The following is a 17,444-nucleotide window of genomic DNA, read 5'->3' on the forward strand; positions in this document are numbered from 1 at the left end:
TCTAATTGTTTCATTCAGTTCAATAACTATACATATTACTTAAAAAATTTATCATCTTTTTTACATAAATAAAAAATGCTGGTGGNNCCACCAGCATTTTTTATTTACACGCACGCTCTATTGCAGACCATGCTTTTTCTTTACCAAGACCAATTTCAGATGAGAATAAAATTAATTCATCCCCTTCTTCAATCTGTAACGTTTCACGTACAACTTTCGCATGTTTCTCCCACTTACCCTTAGGGATTTTATCTGCTTTTGTTGCTACAACAATTACTTGAATACCGTAATGCTTTAAGAAATTATACATCATTACATCATCTTGGGTTGGTGAATGACGTAAATCTACTAATAAAATGACAGCTCTTAATTGTTCACGAGTTGTAATATATGTTTCAATCATTTTGCCCCATGCTTCTCGTTCCTTTTTAGAAACTTTAGCATAACCATAACCTGGAACGTCAACGTAAAACAGCTGTTCATTTATTAAGAAGAAATTTAATGTTTGCGTTTTTCCTGGCTTTGATGACGTACGAGCTAATGCTTTACGATTTAACATTTTATTTATAAACGAAGATTTCCCAACATTTGAACGACCTGCTAAAGCGATTTCGGGAAATTGAGTATCTGGATATTGATTTGGTCGGACTGCACTAATGACAATATCCGCTGTTGTTACTTTCATTTTTTCACTCCTACTATTGCATGTGCCAGCACTTCATCTAAATGGGAAACAGGTATAACTGTTAAACCTTCTTTCACCATTGGCGGCACATCTTCTAAATCTTTTTCATTTTCTTTTGGTATGATTACTGTAGTTAAACCTGCACGATGCGCACTAAGCATTTTTTCTTTTAATCCTCCGATAGGTAATACGCGACCACGTAATGTGATTTCTCCCGTCATCCCTACTTCTTTTCGGATTGGTTTATTTGTTAATGCTGAAATCAATGCAGTTGCCATCGTAATACCTGCTGAAGGACCGTCTTTTGGTACAGCACCTTCTGGAACATGGATATGGATATCATATTTCTCATGGAAATTTTGTTCAATATTTAGTTCTTCAGCCTTAGAGCGAATATAACTAAACGCAGCCTGTGCTGACTCTTTCATTACATCCCCTAGCTTACCAGTTAAGGTTAGCTTACCCTTTCCAGGATATAGTGATACTTCAATAGAAAGTGTGTCTCCACCAAATGCAGTATACGCTAAACCTGTAGCTACACCGATTTGATCTTCACTTTCCATTTGACCGTATGAGAATGTTTTCTTACCTAAGAATTCTTCAATATTCTTGTCAGTAAAAATTATTTTTTGTCTTTCATTTGAAACAATCAATTTAGCAGCTTTTCTACATAATGTTGCAAGAACTCGTTCTAAAGACCTTACTCCTGCTTCACGCGTATAATGGCGTATTATTGAGCTCAATGCACTTTCGCGAATTTGAACAGTTGATTTATTTAAGCCATGCTCGGCTAATTTTTTAGGGAATAAGTGCTTTTTGGCAATATTAACTTTTTCAAGCTCAGTATAACCAGATAAAGTAATAATTTCCATTCGATCTCTTAATGGCCCTGGAATAGTTGATAAATCATTTGCAGTTGCCACAAATAAAACTTGAGACAAATCGAATGGCTCTTCAATATAGTGATCACTAAAAGTATTATTTTGTTCTGGGTCAAGTACTTCTAGCATCGCTGAAGATGGATCGCCTCTAAAGTCACTAGACATTTTATCAATTTCATCAAGTAAGAATACAGGATTTTTTGTCCCTGCTTTCTTCATCCCTTGAATAATGCGACCTGGCATTGCCCCGATATACGTTCTTCTATGTCCTCTTACTTCTGATTCATCTCTTACACCACCAAGTGAAACGCGTACAAAATTTCTAGACAATGCGTTTGCAATTGATTTAGCTAAAGAAGTTTTACCAACCCCTGGAGGTCCAGCTAAACATAAAATTGGGCCACGTAATGAATTTGTAAGTTGTTGTACAGCTAAATACTCTAATATTCGCTCTTTAACTTTATCAAGACCTTCGTGCTCGTTATTTAGTATCTTTTCTGAACGATGGATATCTAGTGTGTCCTCTGTTTGTTTTGACCATGGTATAGCTACCATCCATTCTAAATATGTACGAACTACTCCTGCTTCTGCAGCATTTGGAGGTAATTTTTCATATCTAGCTAATTCTTTTAAGACAACTTCTTTCGTTTCTTCAGGCATATTTGCTTCTTCAATTTTCGTTAAAAACTTATCAACTTCTTCTGTTTTACCTTCGCGATCGCCTAGTTCACGTTGAATAACTTTTAATTGCTCTCTTAAAAAATACTCTTTTTGTGTCTTATCAATATTTTTCTTTACTTGAAGACCAATTTTCTCTTCAAGCTTTAATAATTCCTTTTCATCCTGAAGGAAATTTAAGATAATATGTATTCTTTCGGTAACGTCAATTGTTGCTAATATTTTTTGTTTTTCTTCTTCTCTTAATGGAATTGAATCAATCATTGCATCCGCAAGATTACCCGGGCGCTCTTGTTTAACAATAGAAGCGATTGTCTCAGGCAAAATTCGCTTAGACAATTTGCTATATTGTTTAAAATGCTGCAATAAAGTTCTCATTAAAGCACGTAACTCTTTAGATTCATCTTCTACATCTGGGTATTCTTCTACCTTCGCAGTTAAGAAATCATTTTGATCAATTATTGATTTAATCTTTCCTCTGTGTAATCCTTCGACAGTAATTCGAACCGTTCCGTTTGGAAGCGTAATTTTTTGCGTTAATTTAGCTAGCGTTCCAAATTGGTACAATTCGTCGATCTTTGGATTTTCAGTATCTGCATCTATTTGAGTAACAACAAAAATTAAATGATCTAACTCATCAGCTTCTTGTATTGCTTTAATCGACTTCATTCTTCCTACATCTAGATGTGCAATAGTGGCAGGAAATACACTAATTCCTCTTAAAGGTAGGAGGGGTACAACTTTTTCTTTTGTAACATTCATTTACGTTACACCTCCAAGTTTTTCATTCTATCTAGTTATTTTACCTTAACACTCATATCATTTACAATGATATGCATTAAAAGAAATGTGGAAAAGAAATAAACAGTCAATATCGGCCTAGAACACAACCTATTAATATGATTTCATAACGATTATCTTCTATTAACTAAAAAACGAGTGAAAACCAAATAAAAAGTGTTCGCACCACTTCATTGATAAAAAGAATACAAAAAGAGTTTGTATTCTTTATTTATTCAAAATGAAATGATTCGAACACTTATTTTTATCTACATAGATTGCGATTGATTCTCTTCAAACAATGTTAATTGCTGGAAGTCATTTTTAGTTTGAGTTGGTATGTCAAATTTCCAGTTATCTTTAAAGACCTCATGAAGAACTTTTTCAATGCGATCAACAGCTAAAATTTCTACATCTTTAAATTGATGTAATGAAGCTTGATCGTTCTCTTTTGGAACAATAATTTTTGTAGCTCCTGCTTTAATAGCCGCCTTAACTTTTTCTGGAACGCCACCTACAGGCTTCACATCACCTTGTATGCTCATTTCTCCAGTCAAAGCAATCGTATTTAATACTGGAACATTATTAACTGCTGAAAATATTCCGACTACCATCGCAATCCCAGCAGATGGTCCATCAATTAGAGCACCGCTTGGAAAATTGATGTGAATTGTATAATCATCGATCGGTACACCAATTTTACGTAAGATTGTTGTAACATTTTCTAAAGAGCCTTTTGCCATACTTTTTCTGCGAATTGATTTAGATTGATTACCCAAGCTTTCTTCTTCAACAATTCCAGTTATCGTAATTGAACCTTTACCAATTTCTTTTGCCTTCATTGCACTTACTTCTATTGGTAATAAAGCACCAATATTTGCTCCATAAACCGCTAAACCGTTTACTAAACCAACAGTTGGAACTTCTGGAATTTTGTTTACTAATCTAGGTGATAATCTACTTACAGAAACTACCCACTGAATATCATCCTCTATTAATTCTTTTCTTCCAGAAGTTAAAACCATTCCACCGGCTAATTGAATTAGATTAATTGCTTCTCGACCATTTTTAGCATATGTACCAACTAATTCTAGAGCTTTTTCTGAAATGCTTATTTCAATTTTTTCTGCCGATCGTTTAGCAACAGCTTGAATTTCATCCTGTTCTAACTCTCTGAAAAATATTTCTAAACAACGTGAACGTATTGCTGGAGGTATTTCATCAGGTGATCTTGTAGTAGCACCAACTAATCTGAAATCCGCCGGTAAACCATGTTTAAAAATTTCATGAATATGTGCTGGAATCGATGGATTCTCTTCTTGATAGTAAGCACTTTCAAATTTAACTTTACGGTCTTCAAGAACTTTTAGCATTTTATTCATTTGAATTGGATGAAGCTCCCCAATCTCATCTATAAATAAAATACCTCCATGTGCATCCGTAACAGCACCTTTTTTAGGCTGCGGAACTCCCGCTTGCCCCATTGCACCTGCACCTTGATAAATTGGATCATGTACTGAACCAATTAAAGGATCAGCAATCCCTCTTTCATCAAAACGAGCTGTTGTTGCGTCTAATTCAATAAAGACCGCATCTGGTTTAAATGGAGTATTCGGACTCTTTTTAGCTTCCTCTAATACAAGTCTAGCTGCAGCCGTTTTCCCTATACCAGGTGGTCCATAAATGATTACATGTTGAGGATTTGCACTGCATAATGAAGCTTTTAAAGCCTTAATTCCATCCTCTTGGCCAACAATATCATCAAAAGAACTCGGTCTAACTCTTTCTGCTAATGGTACAGTTAAAGAAATTGATTTTAACTTACGTAATTGTTCCATTTCTTTTTTTGATTCTCTGTCGATTGAAACTTTTGTTGTCCGTTGACCTTTTAATAAATGAATAAAATACAATGCAACGATTGTACCTAATGCAAGTTGAGCTAATAATATAATTGTTGTAAAACTCATTTTTTACCCCTCCACTGAAGTAGAAATTACTTTTAGTATCGCCCGTGAAATGGAAGGATAAACCATAATTTAAAATTAACTTATCTTTAGTCTATGGTTTTAAAGACACTACAACGTGAAAGGTTACTCAACACTCTTTAGGAGATTCAGTATTTTTTACATAACTCCAAAATAAAAAACCAAATGCAAAAGTGCATTTGGTTTTTTCATTTACGCTAATTTATTTTTCTTTTCTTTATTTTTTAAATCTAACTCTGTTCCATCTTCTAATACAAGTTTTGGAGCTGCACCAGATTTAACAGTTTCTGCAGAGATAATACATTTTTGAATATCTTCGCGAGAAGGTAATTCAAACATAATATCTAACATAATACCTTCAATAATAGAACGTAGTCCACGAGCCCCAGTTTTACGCTCAATTGCCTTTTTAGCAATTTCAGTAAGAGCTTTTTCCTCAAACTCAAGATCAACTTGGTCTAGTTCTAGTAATTTTTGGTATTGCTTAATTAAAGCATTTTTTGGTTTCGTTAAAATTTCAACCAATGATTCTTCATCAAGTTGCTCTAAATTAGCTAAAACTGGTAAACGACCAATAAATTCAGGGATTAACCCAAAACGTAATAAGTCTTCTGGTAATACGTGGTTTAAGATTTCTTTTGAGCTTAAATCGCTCTTTTCAGAATCGCCACTAAAACCAATTACCTTTTTACCTAAACGACGTTTGATGATCTGTTCAATTCCATCAAATGCTCCACCACAAATAAATAAGATATTTGTTGTGTCAATTTGAATGAATTCTTGATGTGGATGCTTACGACCACCTTGTGGAGGTACGCTTGCAACAGTTCCTTCAAGAATTTTTAAAAGTGCTTGCTGAACACCTTCACCTGACACGTCACGTGTAATTGAAGGATTTTCAGACTTACGTGCAACTTTATCAATTTCATCGATATAAATAATACCTTTTTCAGCTCGTTCAACATCATAATCAGCTGCTTGGATTAATTTAAGGAGAATGTTTTCAACATCTTCCCCAACATATCCCGCTTCTGTTAATGAAGTTGCATCAGCAATCGCAAATGGTACATTTAAAATACGCGCTAAAGTTTGAGCTAATAATGTTTTACCACTACCAGTTGGCCCAATCATCGCAATATTACTTTTTGATAGTTCAACCTCATCGATTTTGCTGTTTGAATTAATACGTTTGTAATGATTGTACACAGCTACAGATAACGCTTTTTTGGCATTGTCCTGGCCGATTACGTATTCATCAAGAATTTCACAAATTTCTTTCGGTTTTGGAACATCTTTAAACTCTACTTCTTCTTCTTTTGCTAATTCTTCTTGAACAATTTCAGTACAAAGCTCAATACACTCGTCACAAATATAAACACCAGGTCCAGCAACTAATTTTCTAACCTGAGACTGTGACTTTCCACAGAACGAACATTTTAGCTGTCCTTTTTCTTCATTAAACTTGAACATATGTTCACTCCCTCTAAAATTTCTAAAACCACTCAATATGTATGTAATCCAAAAAATATGTATCTTGTAGCTATATGATAGCATACAAAATAAACAATGCAATTATTTACTGCTCTAAAATTATTTAAATTTTTAGAATATATATATTCTAATGTAAAGTAGATAATCCTTCTTTTAAAGAATTATTTTTAGTATAGCCACAAAAAATTTTAAAAATCTGTATAACAGATTCTAACATATGTATATGTGTGTTTTAAAGGAAACAGTTCTTATTACCAAATATTTCATTTTATTTAAAAACAAGGCACGAAAAATTTCGCGCCTTGTTTGAATCTTTGTATGTTTATATAACGCTTATTTTTTTCTGCTATCTACTAATAACTCAACAGCTTTACGGATTTGGATATCATCACGTACTGCGTCAGTTCCACCAAGCATAGTTACTAATTGCTCAGAAGGAATGTTGTACATTGCAGATAAACGAGTTAATTCTTCGTTCATTTCTTCTTCAGTTGCATCAATTTTTTCAGCTTCGATGATTGCATCGATTGTTAAGTCGATTCTTACACGAGCTTCAGCATCTTGACGCATTTGAGTGCGAAGATCTTCTTCTTTAGTACCAGTGAATTGGTAGTAAAGCTCTAAGTTTAATCCTTGACCAGAAATGCGTTGTTCAAAATCTTTAACCATACGGTCAACTTGGCTTTCGAACATTACTTCTGGGATTTCAACTTCAGCATTTTCAGCCGCTTTTTGAACTAAAGCATCACGTAAGCTACCTTCAGCTTGAGCTTTTTTAGACTCTTCTAAGTCAGCTTTGATTTTAGCTTTAAGAGCTTCTAAAGTTTCAACTTCATCGTTTACGTCTTTAGCAAACTCATCATTTAACTCAGGAAGTTCTTTCGCTTTAATTTCATGAACAGTTACTTTGAAAGTTGCAGATTTTCCTGCTAACTCAGCACTGTGGTATTCTTCTGGGAATGTTACATTAACATCAGTTTCTACACCTGATTTTGCGCCGATTAAAGCTTCTTCAAATCCAGGAATGAAAGAACCAGAACCGATTTCTAGTGGATAGTTTTCACCTTTACCACCTTCGAAAGCTACGCCATCAACGAAACCTTCGAAATCAATTACAGCTGTATTGCCGTTTTCAACAGTACCATCTTCTTTAACTACTAACTCAGCTTGTTTCTCTTGTAAAGCAGTTAATTCAGCTTGTACGTCTTCTTCAGATACAGTTGCATCTATTTCTTCAACTTCTAAGCCTTTGTATTCGCCTAATTTTACTTCAGGTTTTACAGTTACTTTTGCTTTGAAGATTAAAGTTTTACCTTTTTCCATTTGCTCAACGTCAACTTCTGGACGGTCAACTGGCTCAATACCAACTTCTTCAATAGCTTTGCTGTAAGCTTCTGGTAAGATTACATCTAAAGCATCATTGTAAAGTGCTTCAACACCAAATTTTTGTTCGAACATTGGACGTGGTAATTTCCCTTTACGGAATCCAGGTACGTTCATTGTTTTTACAACTTTTTTGAAAGCTGCATCTAAACCTTTATCTACTTCAGAAGCTTCAACTTCTACAGTTAATAGACCAACGTTAGCTTCTAATTTTTCCCATTTAGCAGTCATTGTTAGTTCCCTCCAAAATTATCTAAAAATATATATGTGTTTACGTATTTTCGTACTATACATGCCTGTCCGTTTTCCCAAGATCATGCAGGTATAATTAAGTAAATAGTCGCTACAACCATTCTATTATAACACATTACTTTTTTGTTTCAATATTTCCTATTTTGATATTTCAAATCTAAAGCAAAAATATTAGGATTTTTTAATCTCAGTCTTAAGATCAATGGTTACTGGATCACCAAAAATACTACAACTCATAGTCAAAGAACTATTTAAGCTCTAACTAATTCGTTATGTTAAAATATCCTTCGTCCTCAAAACGCTTTACTAAAGCAATTGCACTTTTTACTGGAAAGTATTCTACATTAAATAAGTCTTTTAGTTCTTCTTCGTCTACATCGTGATCAAAATATTGTTGAACAATGTAATAAAAGCATGCTGCCCATGTATTTACTTCAGCCGGCATTGGTACGAAAGGAAAGTAGATCGTCATAAAATGTCGAAAGTGTTCTTTTGCAATTTCAAATGCTGAAGGGTTTTCACTTTCTAATATTTCACTTAATTTTTTTAAAATTGCATCTACAAAAGAGTTGTGTTCATCTACTGAAATTGTTACATTCCAAGTCATTCGTTGGTTTACTTTGTTGATTTCAAAGTCTTTTTCAATGGATTGTTCTTGTAATATAAATAAAATAAAACTTTGAATTAAAGGGTTAGCTTTAGAGCTTTTTAAAATATCACCAATTTGATTTAAAACAAGCGTACAATCCGTTGCTCGTAATTCATTAATTAGTTCTAGTTGTTTATTAATCGGCTCTGAATTTTCGACTAAATTATGTAAATCAAGCGTTTGGAACTTTCCGCCTTCACGATCTGAAACTACTTTTTTAGACAATGTTAGCATCGCTTGAAATTTATCCATTTGATTTTCATCAATGCGATTTTGAGTAAGCAGTCTTTTTATACTTCTTTGTAATTCTTCGTATTCTTTTATTTGAAACAAAATACTTATGTATATTTCAATCGCTTCATCACTTTCAAATGGACCGAAAACTAATTCCTCGCATCTTTCTCTAGCTTCCTTAGCCCGATTACCTTCCAATAAGCATGCAACTGCAGCTAGTTCTGTTTGTGAATTATGCTGATTCATTTCCTTTAATTGATCACATAACTTTAACGCTTTAATAAAATCTTTTTCTTCTAACGCTTTCTTACCTAAATTTATTATCCGATCCTTTAGTTTAGGAAAAAAGACAATATTGTCTTCCATACTACTCTCCCCCTAACATTTGTTATTCTCTGCACAATCTAGTTATGAAAAAGTGTATCATGAATTAATTTTATTTAAAATATGAAAGATACTTATATTAACAGTCTAATTAAATTCTTTATTCAATCCACTTTCTGACTGAATCTATTTTACCCACATATTAATGTCCTAATGGCTTTTGACCAAATCGTTTCCATAAATTTGGAAATTTACTTTTTAATTCGTCATTCGACTTCCAATCCACTGTTAATTGTTGTTCTGGGTAATGATAACCCTTGCTTTCTATTAGTGAATTAAACTCATTCCACAACTGATCATCCCAATCTTCATCGCCTTTACGCTTTATCGTAAATGCTTGTAATGCCAAATCTAGCATCTCCTCTAATTCTGGAGTCAGTCCCTCTTCTTCATAAATTGGGAAGATATATTCAGCTAAATAATCCGGTTCATTTAACGTTTTCTTATATACTTGTTCACCCTGACCAATTAACCAAGCTCTAAATTGAGCAAATGAATCTTCAGAACAACCTCCCATAGTAACCCATGCAGCTCCTAGTAACTTTGAATTATACGCATTAGAAAACGCGGTTTCAAACTGAATTTCAAAACCAGCTATTTCCTCATCTGACTGTTTCGCTAAATGACTTATTACCCACTCATAAGGTTCTTCAACAATATGCATTTTTGAAATTAAACCCCAAAATTCTTTTTCGTTCATTTATATCACTCCACACTTTTTTTATTTTAGAATATCATATCTAAATACTATTAGAGTCTATTTACAAATCATTCACTTCTGTTATGGATCTCTAATACTTTTTGTTTTATGTAGTATTATTGTTACACTTTTTTTAAAATAATTCGTCATTCTTCAATAATTTGGAAATTGGTTAAAATACAAAAAAAGACACTTATTTTACATTACGTAAAACAAGTGTCTTTTGGACGTCCTGGGAGGGATTCGAACCCCCGACCGACGGCTTAGAAGGCCGTTGCTCTATCCTGCTGAGCTACCAGGACATATGGAGCGGGTGATGGGAATCGAACCCACGACCGAAGCTTGGAAGGCTTCTATTTTACCATTAAACTACACCCGCATATTTTTTATTTCTTTGCGACATCCCCTGTCGACATAACTTAGTATAGTCGCTAGGCAAAAGAAAGTCAACACTATTTTTAAACTTTTTTCCAAAATAAAGGAAATTTTTTAAATCACCTAGAATTACCTTATTTTATTAAGGCTATATGGCTTTTAGTACTTACAAATTTTTCGCTTTTAAATAAGGTTAGCAGCTAATAGCTACTAACCTCCATTTTTTATTATATTTCAAACGAAGTAGTGATAAGTTCCGTGCCGTCAGTATTATAAAACGTAACATTTACTTTCTTATCTATTGTTTCAAGAATTGCATATGTCTTTTCTTTCCTCATTCTAGGTAAAAGAATACTACCAGGATTGATAAAAAGTACCCCTTCAATTACCTCGGCTCCTAATACATGTGAATGACCGAAACATGCGATTGTCGCTCCAACTTCTTTACAACGATAATATAGCTTTTGTAATGACTGCTTTATTTCATGTAAATGGCCATGAGTAGCAAAGATTGTATGTTCATTTCCATGATGAATAAATTCTTCAGGGAATTCTCCTCGAAAATCACAATTACCTCGAACTACATTGTAATCTTTTAATTCTTTAGCATTTAACTCTAATTCCGAATCTCCACAGTGGATCATTAAATCTACACTGTCTCGATATTGGTCAGCGATTTCTTGCAACGGTTTCGTCAATCCGTGACTGTCACTTACAATTAATACTTTCATTAATTTGTTCCTCTAAATAAAAATTCTTTACCTTCATTATTTATCACATTCATTAATGATTTAATTGCATTTGCTCGATGGCTTAAGCCACCTTTTTCCTCTGTTGTTAATTCAGCCATTGTTTTATCTAATTCGGGCAAAAAGAATATCGGATCGTAGCCAAAACCGTTTGTTCCTCTTTTTTCATTGGCAATATACCCCTCAACTGTTCCATTTACAGTGATTGTTTCTTTACCAGGAACCGCTAAAGCTAAGGCACAATAAAATCGCGCAGTTCTTTTACCAGGGAAAACTCCATTTAGCTCGCTTACTACTTTTTGTAAGTTATCTTCATCACTCTTATGTAATCCAGCATATCGAGCAGAATAAACACCAGGTCTACCTTCAAGTGCATCAACTATTAAACCAGAGTCATCCGCAATAACAGGTGTTTTTAACTCATTAGCTAAATACTCAGCTTTTAAAATCGCATTCTCTTCAAATGTAGTTCCTGTCTCCTCAACTTCTTGAATTCCAGGAAAGTCTTTTAAAGATTTAATTTGAAATCCCATTGGGTTAAAAAGAGCTTCAAAGTCCTTCACCTTACCCTTGTTATTAGTCGCAATAATGATCGTATCCATCCTTAAAGTCTCTCCTCGAAATTATGATTGGAACTTAATGCCTTCTTGTAATAATACTTCTTTTTGTTTTTCAATTAGAGAATTAACACCTAACTCCCCTAATGATAGTAATTCATTTAATTCTTCTCTAGAAAAAGTCGCTTCTTCACCAGTACCTTGTAATTCAACAAACTGACCTTTCCCAGTCATTATAATATTCATATCGACACTTGCAGCTGAATCTTCTACATAATACAAATCTAGTACTGGTCCAACTTCTTCTAAAATACCAACAGAAGTTGCCGCCAAATAATCTTTTACTGGATAAGATTTTAATTTATCCATTTTAACTAATTTATCAAAGGCAAGCATCATTGCAACAAACGCTCCAGTAATAGAAGCAGTTCTAGTTCCTCCATCTGCTTGTATAACATCACAATCAATCCAAATTGTCTTTTCACCAAGTGCTTCTAAATCAACTACCGCTCTTAAAGCTCTACCGATTAAACGTTGAATTTCCATCGTACGACCAGTAACTTTTCCTTTAGATGACTCGCGAATTGTACGGTCTTGCGTAGCCCTAGGTAACATAGAATATTCCGCTGAAATCCAACCTTTTCCACTATTTCTTAAAAATGGAGGTACACGGTCCTCAACAGTAGCATTACAAATTACTTTTGTATCACCAACGCAAATAAGCACAGAGCCTTCAGCATGCTTCGTATAATGAGTAATAATCTCAATTGGTCTTAGTTCATTATTTAATCTTCCATCTGTTCTTGTCATGTTTGTTCCTCCTACAAAATCTTCCAATTACTAGTATAGACAAAAATACGATTTCATTTCTACTAATTAAATGTAATTAATAAGATAAATGTAAAGAAAACTCGCTTAATGTGAAAAAACCTTGAACAAAATGTTCAAGGCTTTAAATGCAGGTAAATAATTCGTAAAGGAATAAGGAATATGCAATGGGCAGTAAAAAACTGTCTTTTGCTTATTCACCAAATCCTATTAACTGATCTCTTTTGCTTTATAGTTTTTTCGTATTTACGTCTTTAGGTCTAGATACTGGTTGGCTTAATGGTTTGCCTTGTTGGTCTAAAGCAGTTAGCTTGCCATTAATTTGAATCTCAATGGATTTAACTCCTTTTTGCTCTGTTAAAGAAAGAACGAGTGGCTGTAATACGTCATTATTGATCATACTTTTTGCAATATTGCCATAGATTCCTTCGTTAAAGTTAAGCACTAGCTTGCCACCTTTAAAGACAGGTTGACTGACTAATTTCGTATCTGCACCAAAATCTGAAATTAAATTTGAATATTCTGAAGGCCCTTGTATTAGTTCACTTACTATTGCTGAATAAGAATCTGATTCAGCATTTGAAATTCTTGTTGTAACAGGGACATAATAAGTGTCTCCCATTTCACCTTGAGAAACATAGTATAAAGTAACTGGGCGAGAGTTCATAATATCCACGATGTTGCCTTTATCAAAATTAATCCCATCATCTCTTGTCAGCCCATCGCCAATCTGTGCTTTATTTACTGGCATAGAAGCTAGTTCTTTCCCATTTACTCGAATCTTTACTTTTGTAACATTATCAAACTGAGTTAACGTCCAAGTGACCGCTTGGAATACTTTTAATTCATCTTCAGCACGATATTGCTTAAACTCCGGAGAAAAATCAGCAATAATAGTTCCATCTTTTTGCGTAACCCCCAACACTTCCGTATTAGGAGGTAAAACTGCTTGGAAGCCATTCGGTAGTTCATCAGTAACAGGACCATCTTTTACTAAATACTCTAACGCTTGCTTCGCCAAGCTTGTAGATTTTGGTAATTGGAAGGTTTGCGGTACGACATATCCATTACGGTCAATTAAATACAATTCCCTTTTTACCATTTCCTCTTTCTTTGCTTGTACTTGTTTTGAAGGCTCATCACTTTTATAAACTACAGTTTTTGGCGGATCAATATCTGTAGAAGATTTAGTCGGAAGTAAACTACATCCACTCATTGTCGCAATTCCACAAACTGCAGCAGCTGTTACTAACAATCTTTTTTTCATCACCATACTCCCCCCACGCTTTTTTATTATTTATACGAGCATGTACATTTTTTAGAACAAGCTAAAAAGAAAAAAATAAATAATTTAAATCTAGTTCTAAATTTACTGGAAATATTCACCTAATACGCACATCGTTCATATGATAAAAAGACTAAATGAATACCCATCCGAAGAACAGCTCGGTCAAGCAAGGAGGGTTAGCACAGTTGAAGGATAGAGACTATCAAACAAAGCACACACTCACAAAGCGTGAAAAAGAAGTATTCGAGCTTCTTGTTCAAGATAAGACTACAAGAGAAATTGCTGAAGAACTTTTTATAAGTGAAAAAACTGTGAGAAATCATATTTCAAATGCAATGCAGAAGCTTGGGGTTAAGGGGCGATCACAAGCAGTTATTGAGCTTCTTCGTATGGGAGAGCTTGAACTGTAGTTACTTGTAGAATTCTTCTACAAACCAACATACTGCCGGCATTCTAACCGACATGCCGGTTTTGGTATTTACATTGAAATTAATGTTTACATTTCACTATTTTCTTGCTCGTAAAATATCTGATTATCTTAAAATAAAAAGCTTACATTTATATCCCTGCTTATAGTAGTTTAAAAAGCCTATCTTAAAAACAGGATAGATTTACTACTAGAGGGGGATTTATTTTGTCTTTTTTCATCTCTCGTTCATTATACTCCCAAGTTTTGAGTGGTTTTTAGTGATTATGGCTCGGTTTGACGATCAAATCGCAATATATCAACCTGTTTTTGTAATATATCTACGAGAAATTACTAAATATCAACGAGAAACAGCAATATATCAACCGAGTTCACAGCTTTATCAATATAGTTCACATAGTGTTCGTGTTTTTCTATTATTATGTTAAAGCACATACTCTTATAAAAATGGACAAACACTGCTCGCCGCTCACCTAAATAAAAAAGGTTGCCCCATAAGAACACTTATGAGACAACCTCTTTCATGCGATCAATATTTGCCTAAATTTCTATTCCATAAAACCTTCTAGTATTTTCATACAAAATTTTATAAACACTTATTAAATCTAAATTTTTCAACTCTGCAATCTTTTCAATCGATTGATGCATAAATTTAGGATGTGTCCACTCATTTTCAAAAGGTCCTTCAAATGGCCACGGTCCATCTGTTTCAACCATCATCAACTCGATCGGATACTTATTTACTAGATCTTGTATTTCTTTCTCATATAATACATCTGGTGTAATTGAGATAAAATACCCATTTTTTATCATCCGACTAATTGTAAGATCGTCACCCTTGAACCAGTGAAAATGAGCTTTTTGAATAAAATATTTTTCTAATAAATTACATACGATTTCGGCGTCTTCGTATACTGCATGTAATACAATCGGCTTATTTAACTCGTTTGCAAGTGAGATAAATTTTTCTAGTAATTGAATATAAGGATCATAGTCAATTAGTTCTTCTAAATTCTTATAATAAGGTAATCCAACTTCCCCGATCGCGACCATTTCATGCTGATGTTCTTTCATCCATTCGATCAATTCTTCAACCTCATTATCAGAAGGGAGCTGTTGTTCAGGATGAAATCCGAATGCTGGATAGACATTATTATTTTGTTTTTTAAAATCTAAATTTTTCTTACTAGATTTTAAGTCCATTGAAACTGAAATGATTGCTTCGATTCCGTGACTTTCCGTACTATTTACTATTTCTTCTCTTTGACTAGCATCATAAGAATCTAAATGAATATGAGCATCTATCATTTTCATCGTACTACTCCTTCTCTAAAGCCAAATAGATTTTTCTTTTCCACGCCGTAAATTCGTCACTTAATAATAATTCTTTTTTTCGTGGTCTTGGAAATGGCACAATGATTTCTTCTTTGATTTTGGCGGGCTTGTCAGAAAATATATAAATCCGATCAGACAATAACAGCGCTTCATCAATATTATGGGTAACTAATAAAATAGATCGTCGTTGCTTTTCCCAAATGGATAAAAGCCATTGTTGCATTTCAAGTCTAGTAAACTCATCTAAGGCTGAAAAAGGCTCGTCCATACACATAAATGATTGCGGTGCCAGTAATGATCTTAAAAATGAAACTCTTTGTTTCATCCCACCAGATAGTTCATGAGGGTAAGCATTTTCATAGTTTTCTAACCCTGTCTTTTTAAGCCAATCTCTCGCTAACGTTTCGTCAGGTTTATGCTTTAATTCCTGCGACAAAACAATATTTTTCAATACCGTTCTCCAAGGTAGAAGCGCATGATCCTGTGGCATAAAACTAATGTGACCAAGCTCACCATTTATGATTGATCCATTTAACTTTATTTCTCCAGAATCAGGTTTTAATAAACCACCTATTAGATGGAACAATGTACTTTTCCCACTACCAGATGGACCTAAAATCGATACAAATTCTCCTTCATTTACATAAAGAGAAATATTGTCTAGTACTTGTTGATTACTACCATAACCCTTTGATAGCTGTTCCACTTGTAATGTCATTTCTGTTTCTCTCCTTTAATTTTCCATTTAACAGTAAATCGCTCAATCATTACAATAAGGAAGAAGAACAGCATACTTAAAAACATAATGACAAAAATGGAAACAAATACTCGATCTGTTCTAAATGACGATGAAGCTAGAGTCATATATACTCCAATTCCTGATTTTGCTCCAAGCCATTCTGATATTACTGCTCCCATTACACTATAGGTAGCTGAAATCTTTAAGCCTGAAAAGATTGAAGGTAGAGAAAACGGAAATTCAACTTTCCAAAAAATCTGTGCTTTGGATGCTCCTGCCATTTTCATATAATTTATTAACTCACTTGGTGTTTGTCGAAATCCATCCAATGCTGAAACAGTTATGGGGAAAAAACACACAAGTGAAATGATGATTAATTTTGGTAGTACTCCAAAACCGAACCAAATAATTAAAAGTGGTGCCAATACAATAATTGGTACATTTTGCGAAAGAATTAATAATGGATAAAAAGCTTTTTTTACACCTGGTATTAAATGCAATAGAAACGCTATTAAAAGTCCTAGTAAGCTCCCTATTAACAATCCGATAATCGTTAATTGAATTGTAGAAGTTATATGTGGAAGTAAAGAATCCAAAGAATGAATTCCTTCTTTAAAGATTGCAATTGGTCCTGGCAATAGCCAAGGCTCTATTTTCCAAATTTTAATACTGAGCTGCCAACAGATTAAAAAAAGCAGGATGACAACAAATGGCTGCCATCCTTTCATATTTTTTCGTTTCATTAACGGTACTTCTCCGTTAACACATCCATTGTAATCCCTTGTGGTTGATAAAGGATTTTCATTTGAGTTATAACATTGTGGCAACCTATTTCGATCATTCTTTCATTCATTTTTTGAACAACTTGTAATAATTCATTCAAATCACCTTCCATTGTTGTTTCCAATGGTTGTACTTGATATTTCACACCTGATTCATCAATAATCTTAATCGCTTCATCAACTGCAGGAATGACATCCTCAATATTATTTGTTTTTGGTATTATTTGAACACTCATTAATGTAGTTTTCATTTTTACTCCTC

16 protein-coding genes and 2 tRNA genes are annotated in these 17,444 nt (G+C 33.8%); 1 reads left to right on the plus strand and 17 read right to left on the minus strand.

Translation table 11 applies throughout. The features are described 5' to 3' along the window. Positions 1–100: 100 nt before the first annotated feature. The 13 genes from yihA to CN692_RS16525 form a co-directional block, all read right to left on the minus strand. The gene (gene yihA, locus CN692_RS16465) at positions 101–685 is read right to left on the minus strand and encodes a ribosome biogenesis GTP-binding protein YihA/YsxC (protein WP_098120261.1); all 585 of its coding nucleotides are present in this window, start codon (positions 683–685) and stop codon (positions 101–103) included. Further along, positions 682–3,006, minus strand: a complete 2,325-nt coding sequence (gene lon, locus CN692_RS16470; protein ID WP_098120262.1) for an endopeptidase La — start codon at positions 3,004–3,006, stop codon at positions 682–684. The genes yihA and lon overlap by 4 nt, the downstream gene beginning before the upstream one ends. Before the next feature lie 287 nt (positions 3,007–3,293). Continuing rightward, a complete protein-coding gene (gene lonB / locus CN692_RS16475; RefSeq protein WP_098120263.1) occupies positions 3,294–4,991 on the minus strand; it encodes an ATP-dependent protease LonB in 1,698 nt (565 codons plus the stop codon). A 210-nt stretch (positions 4,992–5,201) separates the two neighbouring features. Continuing rightward, entirely contained in the window at positions 5,202–6,479 is a 1,278-nt protein-coding gene (clpX, locus tag CN692_RS16480; RefSeq protein ID WP_098120264.1) for an ATP-dependent protease ATP-binding subunit ClpX, read from the minus strand. Positions 6,480–6,833: 354 nt separating this feature from the next. Then, positions 6,834–8,114 carry a trigger factor gene (tig, locus tag CN692_RS16485; RefSeq protein WP_098120265.1) on the minus strand — a complete coding sequence of 427 codons (1,281 nt, stop codon included), beginning with the start codon at positions 8,112–8,114 and terminating at the stop codon, positions 6,834–6,836. Between the two features lie 283 nt (positions 8,115–8,397). After that, entirely contained in the window at positions 8,398–9,384 is a 987-nt protein-coding gene (locus CN692_RS16490) for a DUF3196 family protein (protein ID WP_098120266.1), read from the minus strand. A 160-nt stretch (positions 9,385–9,544) separates the two neighbouring features. Next, complete coding sequence (locus tag CN692_RS16495; RefSeq protein ID WP_098120267.1) at positions 9,545–10,102, minus strand: DUF4240 domain-containing protein; 558 nt, start codon at positions 10,100–10,102, stop codon at positions 9,545–9,547. 228 nt (positions 10,103–10,330) lie between these two features. Continuing rightward, positions 10,331–10,404: transfer RNA gene (locus CN692_RS16500), tRNA-Arg, on the minus strand. Between the two features lie 3 nt (positions 10,405–10,407). Then, positions 10,408–10,481: transfer RNA gene (locus CN692_RS16505), tRNA-Gly, on the minus strand. A 223-nt stretch (positions 10,482–10,704) separates the two neighbouring features. Then, a complete protein-coding gene (locus tag CN692_RS16510; protein WP_098120268.1) occupies positions 10,705–11,208 on the minus strand; it encodes a YfcE family phosphodiesterase in 504 nt (167 codons plus the stop codon). Further along, positions 11,208–11,828 (minus strand): XTP/dITP diphosphatase, encoded by a 621-nt coding sequence (locus CN692_RS16515; RefSeq protein ID WP_098120269.1) that lies wholly within the window; start codon positions 11,826–11,828, stop codon positions 11,208–11,210. The genes CN692_RS16510 and CN692_RS16515 overlap by 1 nt, the downstream gene beginning before the upstream one ends. Before the next feature lie 21 nt (positions 11,829–11,849). Next, entirely contained in the window at positions 11,850–12,593 is a 744-nt protein-coding gene (gene rph / locus CN692_RS16520; protein ID WP_098120270.1) for a ribonuclease PH, read from the minus strand. Between the two features lie 247 nt (positions 12,594–12,840). Beyond that, complete coding sequence (locus tag CN692_RS16525; RefSeq protein ID WP_098120271.1) at positions 12,841–13,884, minus strand: GerMN domain-containing protein; 1,044 nt, start codon at positions 13,882–13,884, stop codon at positions 12,841–12,843. 200 nt (positions 13,885–14,084) lie between these two features. On the opposite strand from CN692_RS16525, the gene CN692_RS16530 reads away from it, so the two are divergent. Next, a complete protein-coding gene (locus CN692_RS16530) occupies positions 14,085–14,309 on the plus strand; it encodes a helix-turn-helix domain-containing protein (RefSeq protein ID WP_056472461.1) in 225 nt (74 codons plus the stop codon). Between the two features lie 557 nt (positions 14,310–14,866). Here CN692_RS16530 and CN692_RS16535 read toward each other — a convergent pair. Genes CN692_RS16535 through CN692_RS16550 form a run of 4 tightly spaced genes read right to left on the minus strand, consistent with a single transcriptional unit; the run spans position 14,867 to position 17,433 of the window. Then, positions 14,867–15,640, minus strand: coding sequence for a TatD family hydrolase (locus tag CN692_RS16535; RefSeq protein WP_098120272.1), 774 nt, complete (start codon positions 15,638–15,640; stop codon positions 14,867–14,869). Between the two features lie 4 nt (positions 15,641–15,644). Then, positions 15,645–16,379, minus strand: a complete 735-nt coding sequence (locus tag CN692_RS16540) for an ABC transporter ATP-binding protein (protein ID WP_098120273.1) — start codon at positions 16,377–16,379, stop codon at positions 15,645–15,647. Then, complete coding sequence (locus tag CN692_RS16545) at positions 16,376–17,143, minus strand: ABC transporter permease (protein ID WP_098120274.1); 768 nt, start codon at positions 17,141–17,143, stop codon at positions 16,376–16,378. The genes CN692_RS16540 and CN692_RS16545 overlap by 4 nt, the downstream gene beginning before the upstream one ends. Then, a complete protein-coding gene (locus tag CN692_RS16550; protein ID WP_098120275.1) occupies positions 17,143–17,433 on the minus strand; it encodes a thiamine-binding protein in 291 nt (96 codons plus the stop codon). Before CN692_RS16550 ends, CN692_RS16545 begins: the two co-directional genes overlap by 1 nt. Positions 17,434–17,444 lie beyond the last annotated feature (11 nt).

The sequence above is a fragment of the Bacillus sp. AFS002410 genome (assembly GCF_002556365.1).
Classification (GTDB): domain Bacteria; phylum Bacillota; class Bacilli; order Bacillales; family Bacillaceae_G; genus Gottfriedia.